Origin of the sequence: Streptomyces sp. NPDC052107 (genome assembly GCF_040680215.1) — a bacterium.
Taxonomy (GTDB): domain Bacteria; phylum Actinomycetota; class Actinomycetes; order Streptomycetales; family Streptomycetaceae; genus Streptomyces.
This window is the reverse complement of record NZ_JBFAWG010000174.1, coordinates 1-7,182: the sequence shown is the minus strand read 5'-3', so window position 1 is coordinate 7,182 and position 7,182 is coordinate 1. Positions and strand designations below refer to the sequence as shown.

The window sequence follows — 7,182 nt, the reverse complement described above, 5'->3', positions numbered from 1 at the left end:
AGGGATTCTGACGCCTGCCGCTATGTCTCAACCGCCTGACCAGCAGGTTTGCCATGCATCACCTGCCAGAAGGCCGATTTGCTGCGGAACTCCGGCGATCGCCTGGAATCGGTGGCATGGGTGAGCGACGCCGAGTTCGAAGCCTACGGTCTGGACGCCGCACGTATCGCGGAGCTCCGGCACTGGGCGCAACAGTGGCAGGACGGCCTCGCCCAGCGTCTTGCCGAGCCGTTTACCGAAGGCGAAGGCGAATACTGACCGTCAGCATCGGCACCGACCTGCGCCGCACATGCCTCAGCGCGGAGTCCGTGACCTAGCCGGTCCTGACGCTTCAGGTGCTGGAGGTATGTACTCCAGCCCGGGGAATGTCTTGTTCTTGGCTCTGACAGTCCCGACAGCCTCCGTTTCCTCGACTTTTCGGCTGCAACGAACTCAACCGCGGCATGTGGATGCCCCGCCTGCAGGCCGACGGTCTGCTGTGACGCCGACCGGTTGATCCAAGGCCGTACCCCTGCCAGGCAGCCCGCCGCTCTGCGCCCCTGCCGGCTCGGAAGGTTTCCTGCTCAAACGGCATCTGTGTTGGCGCTTTCCGTCACGTCTGTACGGGCAGGAGCGCTTTCCGTCAATCGCAGCACTCCAGGGTCGGCTGGAGGACTGTGACGGTGAACATTGGAGGGAACACCATGGTGGAGCAGGGTGGCGCGGCAGCACGCGAGGGCACTTCGGCGTCGGGGGAGTTCGACCCGCGGGCGGCGCTGGAGGAGTTGTTGGCGCCGGTAGGGCTGTCGATCGGCGATGCGGGTGGCCGGGTGTCGTTCGCCGGTGAGGATCCGATCGTGGCGGACCGGATCCGTCTGGGAGCGGCGGTCGGGATTCCGATGATGGCCGGCGCTGTGGGTGCGGCGGCGTTGCATCGGATTCGGACGGGAGTGGGGCAGGACCTGCACCTGGATCTGCGGCAGGCGGTGCACCACATCACTCCGCACGCGTTCTGGCATCCGACGCTCAACGGCGAACTCCCGGAGCACGCGCTGGTCTTCGACAATCCTTTCCTGCTGGACAGCTACCGGACCCGGGACGGCCGGACAGTTATGGCTTCCGGGGTGTATCCGCATCTGGCGGCCAAGTGGTGCCGGTTCCTGGACGTGCCTCCGGACAAGGAGAAGGTCGCTGCCGCCTTCGCACGGTGGGACGCGTTCGAACTGGAGGACGCGGCCAACGCCGCCGGGCTGCCGCTCTGTGTGGCCCGCACGGCCGAGGAATGGGCGGCGCACCCGCAGGGCCGGTTGCTGGCCTCGCAGCCGGTGATCGGGCTGGAGCGGATCGGTGCGGCGCCGGTCAAGGACTTCGGGTCGGCGTCGCGCCCGTTGGAGGGGGTGAAGGTGTTGTCCTTCACGCATGCGATCGCCGGCCCCACCGTGGGGCGCACCTTGGCCGAGCAGGGTGCCGACGTGCTGTGCGCCACCCGGGTCAACGACTACGAGCACGCCTTCATCTACACCGAGGCCAACATCGGATCGCGCAGCACACTGCTGGATCTGAACACCGATCGCGGGCAGAGGCTGCTGGACGAGCTGCTGGCCGACGCGGACGTCCTGGTCAACAACCATCGCGGCGACAAGCTGGAGAAACTGGGACTGGCTCCGGATCGGCTGGCCGAGCGCTACCCCGGCCTGGTCCATGTCTCAGTGACCTGTTACGGATCCGAGGGCCCGTGGGCCGACCGCGGCGGATTCGACATGAACGGTTCCGCGGCCTCCGGGCTGATGGCCGCCGCCGGCTCGCCCGAGGAACCGAAACTGCCCGTCACCGGGATGATCAACGACTTCATCACCGGCTACATGGGAGCCGCCGGCGCGACGGCGGCCCTGGTCAAGCGGGCCACGGTCGGCGGCAGCTGGCACGTGACGGTCAACCTGACCCGCAACGCGATGTGGTACCTCACGCTCGGTCTGGTCAGCCCGGCGCTCGCCGGCAGCGACGAACAGCACAGCCTGCGCGAGCCGAAAGCGTTCGATGCCCAGACGCCGCTGGGAGCCCTGCACTTTCCCGCACCGCAGGTCGAGTTCGGCCTCACCCCGCCTGCGTGGTCGGAGCCCGCTCTCGTCCCGCGCGGCTCGAGCCGCCCCGAGTGGCGGTGACGGCCGCGACGATGCGCGCGCTGCCGGGCACGCTGGAGGCCGGCGGGCTCACGCGCACCTTCCTACAGGTCAGCGCCGACCGGCGGGATAGGTTCGGATGCCCGGGCCGGCCGTTGGTGGTCGTCTTCCACGGCACCGGTCAGACCGGCCGGTCCGTGCGCCGGTTCAGTGGCCGCTCGTTCGACACCTTCGCGACCAGTGCCGACGCGGTCGTGGTGTATCCGGACGGGTACCGCAGGGACTGGAACGGCGCCCGTGACATCGACACTCCGGCACAGCGCCGGGGCGTCGACGATGTCGGATTCTTCGCCGACCTGGTCGAGGCGATGGCCGCCACGCACGGAACCGCGCCGGATCGTGTGTATGTGATCGGATTCTCCCTCGGCGGTCAGATGGTGATGCGGCTGCTTCAGGAGGTACCGCAGCGAGTGGCGGGTGCGGCGATCATCAGCAGCACGCTGCCCGCCGCGTATTGGACCGAGACCAGTCCACTGGCCAACGCGGCGGTACCCGTGCTCCTCTTCCACGGCACCGCCGATCCGCTGGCCCCCTACGACGGCGGCATGGTGAGCCTCAGAGGGCTGTTCCCTCGCGGTCTGCACCACTCGGCCGCGGAAACGGCGGCGTATTACGCAGCACGCAACGGCATCACCGGCCCGCCGGTCACCCAACCGCTTCACCACGCGGATGGCACTGAGGTCTCCACAGTGACGACCACCACCTACGGCGGTGACAGCTCCACACCGGTGAGCCTGTTCACCATCCACGGGGGCGGCCATCAGATACCCAACCCCGCGCATACCCCGATGCCTTGGTTCTGGGGCCGTTCCTGTCCCGACCTGGTCTGCGCCGACCTCATCGGACGGCACCTGCTGTCCGCGCCGAGGTGACGGTTGTCCACCACAATGGCCCCGTGACCGCCGCAGAACGTCAGGGCATCGATGAGGACGACGTCGCCCTCATCGATGCCCTGCACATCAACCCCCGTGCCAGCTTCGAACAACTCGGCGCCATCCTGGACCTGTCCGCTGTCACCGTCGGGCGCCGCTGGCGCAGGCTGACCCGCGGCGGCGCCGCGTGGATCTCCTCCGCCCCCGGACCGGCCATGCCGCTCGCCGGTGCCGTGGTCGACGTGACGTGCGCTCCCGGGCAGGTCACCGACGTGGCCCGGACGCTGGCGGAGAACCCGCGAGTGGCCAGCGTCCACCTGACCTCGGGCACCTGGGACCTGTTCGCGCTCGTCGTCGCCCAGGACATCGCGAACATGTCCGCACTGCTCGTCGACGGCCTCGCTCCCACCCCAGGCGTCCATAGAACCCGGGCACGGCCGGTCATGGAGCTGTTCAGCGGCGCCCACTGGCGGCTTGGCGCAATCGACGCGAACGCCGCGCACGAACTGTCCGCCGCCAATCCCGAGCACCACGGCAGGCAGGCCGTCCGGGAACCGGATGCCTTCGACAAGGTCCTGTTCCAGGCGTTGCAGATCGACGGCCGGATGAGCCTGCGCGACCTCGCCAAACGTCTGGGCCGCTCCGAGCCCGTGGTAAAGCGTCGGCTGGAACATCTCACCCGCACCGGAATGCTCACCTTTCGCACCGACTTCATCCGCTTCGCCGGCGGCTGGCACCTGTACGTTGCGCTCTCCATGCGGGTGCCCGACGACCTGCTCTACGAGGTCGGCCGTGACATCGGCCGATGGCCTGAGACCCGGGTGTGCGCCGCCGTGGCCGGGACGGCCAACCTGTTCGTCACCGCACAACTGCACGACCTGCAGGCACTTGAGCCGCTGTTGCGGCGTATCCGCGCGGCGAGGCCCGGCATCGAGATCGACGACCGGCAGATTGTTTTGCGAACCGTCAAATCCTGGGGACGACTCATCGGCGCCGACGACCGCGCCGCCGCCGTCGTCCCCGTCGACCCGTGGGCTTAGCTTTCCTTGGTCGCCGTAGTAGCCGACGAGGGTGTTGATGGCCGGCCGTTACGGGAACCGGGCGGCCGACCTATTTGTTGGAGTGCGTCCCATGCTTTCCGGCGAATGCTTCGGCGCCGTCGATGATGATCTCGACGCTCACGTCGAGCTGGGTGCGGGCGGAGACGTCGGGCAGGTCGGCGGCGATGCGCGCCAGGTGCGGGAATTCGTCGGCGTTGCGTTCCGTCAGCGCCTGGCGCAGCGCGGTGAGCAGCGGGCCCTGTTCCGCGCCCAAGGCTGCGATGTGGTCGTGGGCGTATTGCAGGCAGACGTTGTTGAGGAGGGCCAGCATGCGGATCGCGGTGTCGCTGTCGATGCCCCCGTCGACCATCGCGCCGAGCATCGCCTCGGCCGCGTGCAGGACCGTGCGCTGGAAGGGGGCACCGCTGACGAGGTGCTGCGCGAGCGGGCCGGTCGCAATCACGCTGTCGGCGAATCCGCGTGCGTACTGACGGCAGATGTCCTGCCAGCTGAGGCGTGCGCCGATCCGGACGGTGGCGAAGGACTCGGCGAAGACGTCCAGGGCGACGTCCCGGAGCAGCGCGTCCTTGTTCGCGACGTGGTTGTTGATCGCGGAGCGGTCGACGCCCAGCGCGTCGGCGACCGCTTGCATGGTGATCGCGCCGGGTTCCAGTGACCGGGCGGCAGCGACGATGCGGGCCGGGTCCAGGCCCGCGCTCTGCCCGCGTGTGCGTCGCGTGCGGCCTGCGCGGGCTTGGTCGGCCTCGGCCGGGTGGTCCGTCGGCACTCCTTGTGTAATCACGTTCGTGATTCTACCGTGAATCGAAGGAATCACGCTCGTGATTTAGGAGGCTTGATCATGGCTCACGGCGGACCGGAGCGCGTTGCTGACACCTCGGTCATCACCAAGGAGCAGGTCCTGGGGACGGAGCGCCGCTGGCGCCGCTTCGGCGAACCGGTACCGGCCGGCTCGTCGGTCAAGGCCGACGGCTCGCCCGACTACGGGCTGTTCGGACCCGGCAGTGTCGCGTGGGAAGTGCTGCTGCATCCGGCCACGACGGTGTTCCTCAACACCGCGCAGGTACTGATGCAGACGCGCGGTTACAAGGGAACGGCCGCGGGCCTGCGGGATCGTGACCCGGTCTCGCGCAAGGGCCGGGCGGGGACCGCGACGTTCTTCGACTTCTTCGAGCGGATCTCGCGCAACCTGGGCATGCACGCGCCGATGTGGTTCGGCGACACGCCGACGGCGCAGCTGATGGCCAAGCACCTGGACCGATTCCACCGGAAGGTCACCGGCGACGTCATCGACGTCGGCAGGCCGGAGCTCGGCGGGTACTCCGCCACCAGTCCACGCGAGACCATGTGGGCCGCCCTCACGGAACTGCATCCCGCCCTTTGGATGTACGAGAGCTTCGCCTTCCGCGACGGCCGGCTCCCGCACCGCCTGACGCCCGCGCAACGTGACCAGTTCGTCGCCGAGGCTGGCGCCTACCTGCGACTCGTCGGCGCTGTCGAGGACGAGATCCCGACCACCATGGCAGAGCTGCGAGCCCTGTATGCGAAGTACGAGGAGCTGTTCGCACCGAGCAAGACGTTCGACATCAGCCCCGAGACAGGACAGCTGAACTACCGGACCGGCCTCATCACCATGTTCAAGAACATGAACCTGTCCCAACGGCACGCCTTCATACCGGTGTTCGTCGAAGTGATGCTGCTGGAACTCCCGGTCCTGGGCGCGATGCCCGGCAAGGCGCGATGGTCCATGGGCATCGGTCCCGGCCTCTCCGGCTTGTCCGCCATCGCCCGGCGCGCTGCGATGCCGATGATGTGGCTGCTGCAACAGCCCTCGATCGAGCGCAAGTTCCTGCGCCTGATGTGGGGACCGGACGGTACGAACCTCATCGAGTCCGCACGCGCACTGCATCGCCAGGCGCTGTCCGAGCGGGCGGCCGGTGAGCGCACCCCATGAGCACGGGAGATCGGACCACCGGAGCCCGGTCATGAGCGAGTCGCCGGGAGGCAGCCGTGCGACCGACCACGAAGGAAAGGCGATGCGCGCAGCGATGTACGACCGTTTCGGACCAGCCAGTGTTCTGACGGTCGTTGAGCAACCCGAACCGGCGATGCAGGATTTGATGATCGAAGTCGTCGCGTCCAGCGTGAACCCCAAGGACACGTTCGTACGTAAGGGCCGCTTCAAGCATCAGGCAGGAGCGCGGTTTCCCAAGGGCACTGGTTACGACTTCGCCGGGATCGTGACCGACAGCCGCGTCGACGACATGCCGGTCGGCACGCCCGTATTCGGCATGCTCAGCGGGTGGCAGGGACGGGCGGCAGCGGACCTGGTGTCGTGCCGTCGCCAGGAGGCGGTGCCAGCCCCCCGCTCTCTGCCACTGGTCGACGCGGCGGCGATCCCGCTCGCCGGCCTGACCGCTCTACAGGCCCTGCGCGACAACGCGTCACTCAAGGCGGGCCAGTCGGTGCTCATCAACGGAGCCAGTGGCGGGGTCGGCACCTACGCGATTCAGATCGCCAAAGCCTTCGGCGCAGAAGTGACCGCCGTGTCGAGCTCAGCCAGCCTGGAACACTGCCGACGACTCGGTGCTGACCACACTCACGACTACGGACACGGACGACTCCCTGCGGGGCAACGCTACGACGCAGTCTTCGACGTGTTCGGCAACCTGTCGCGTGGTGAGGTGAGCGATGCCCTCAAGCGGACCGGCCGTCACGTCACGACTGTGCCGTCGGCTGCCAACATCGCCGCGACAGCGCTCACGCGGCTTCTGCCGCAGAGGACGTCCCTCGTCGTCGTGCACCCCGACCACGACGACCTGCGTGAGCTCAGCAGGTTCGTACAAGACGGCGCACTGGTTCCAGAGGTCCAACAGCGCTACCCCCTGACCGACGTCGCGGCGGCCCATGCGCATGTCGAGAGCAAACACACCCGGGGGAAAGTTCTTCTCGTCAACTAGTGGCTTGTCACGCCGCCTTGGCCGGGTAATCGACCTGCTGCCCGTCGGCCAGCAGACTGTCTCCAAGATCTGATCTTGGAGGTGGTCGTGGGGCGTCGACCGAGTGTGTTCGTCCGGCCGGTGAGCATGGAGG

At 68.0% G+C, this 7,182-nt stretch carries 7 protein-coding genes; 6 read left to right on the top strand and 1 reads right to left on the bottom strand.

Annotated features, from left to right (window positions below; genetic code table 11):
- Window positions 1-120 precede the first annotated feature (120 nt).
- From AB0M27_RS45870 to AB0M27_RS45855, 4 genes are all read left to right on the top strand, one after another.
- Window positions 121-258, top strand: coding sequence for a hypothetical protein (locus AB0M27_RS45870; protein WP_365732027.1), 138 nt, complete (start codon window positions 121-123; stop codon window positions 256-258).
- A gap of 404 nt (window positions 259-662) precedes the next feature.
- The gene (locus AB0M27_RS45865) at window positions 663-2,141 is read left to right on the top strand and encodes a CoA transferase (RefSeq protein ID WP_365732025.1); all 1,479 of its coding nucleotides are present in this window, start codon (window positions 663-665) and stop codon (window positions 2,139-2,141) included.
- Window positions 2,138-3,031: an alpha/beta fold hydrolase gene (locus AB0M27_RS45860; RefSeq protein WP_365732023.1), complete on the top strand. Its 894-nt coding sequence runs from the start codon at window positions 2,138-2,140 to the stop codon at window positions 3,029-3,031. The genes AB0M27_RS45865 and AB0M27_RS45860 overlap by 4 nt, the downstream gene beginning before the upstream one ends.
- A 23-nt stretch (window positions 3,032-3,054) precedes the next feature.
- Window positions 3,055-4,071: an Lrp/AsnC family transcriptional regulator gene (locus AB0M27_RS45855; protein ID WP_365732021.1), complete on the top strand. Its 1,017-nt coding sequence runs from the start codon at window positions 3,055-3,057 to the stop codon at window positions 4,069-4,071.
- 70 nt (window positions 4,072-4,141) lie between these two features.
- Here AB0M27_RS45855 and AB0M27_RS45850 read toward each other — a convergent pair whose 3' ends face one another.
- Window positions 4,142-4,873: a TetR/AcrR family transcriptional regulator C-terminal domain-containing protein gene (locus AB0M27_RS45850; RefSeq protein WP_365732019.1), complete on the bottom strand. Its 732-nt coding sequence runs from the start codon at window positions 4,871-4,873 to the stop codon at window positions 4,142-4,144.
- Between the two features lie 57 nt (window positions 4,874-4,930).
- Between AB0M27_RS45850 and AB0M27_RS45845 the strand changes: the two genes are divergently transcribed.
- Both AB0M27_RS45845 and AB0M27_RS45840 read left to right on the top strand, forming a co-directional pair.
- Window positions 4,931-6,043 (top strand): oxygenase MpaB family protein, encoded by a 1,113-nt coding sequence (locus AB0M27_RS45845; protein WP_365732017.1) that lies wholly within the window; start codon window positions 4,931-4,933, stop codon window positions 6,041-6,043.
- Window positions 6,044-6,074: 31 nt separating this feature from the next.
- On the top strand, window positions 6,075-7,049 hold the full coding sequence (locus AB0M27_RS45840; RefSeq protein WP_365732015.1) for an NADP-dependent oxidoreductase: 975 nt from the start codon (window positions 6,075-6,077) through the stop codon (window positions 7,047-7,049).
- The last annotated feature ends 133 nt before the right edge of the window (window positions 7,050-7,182 follow it).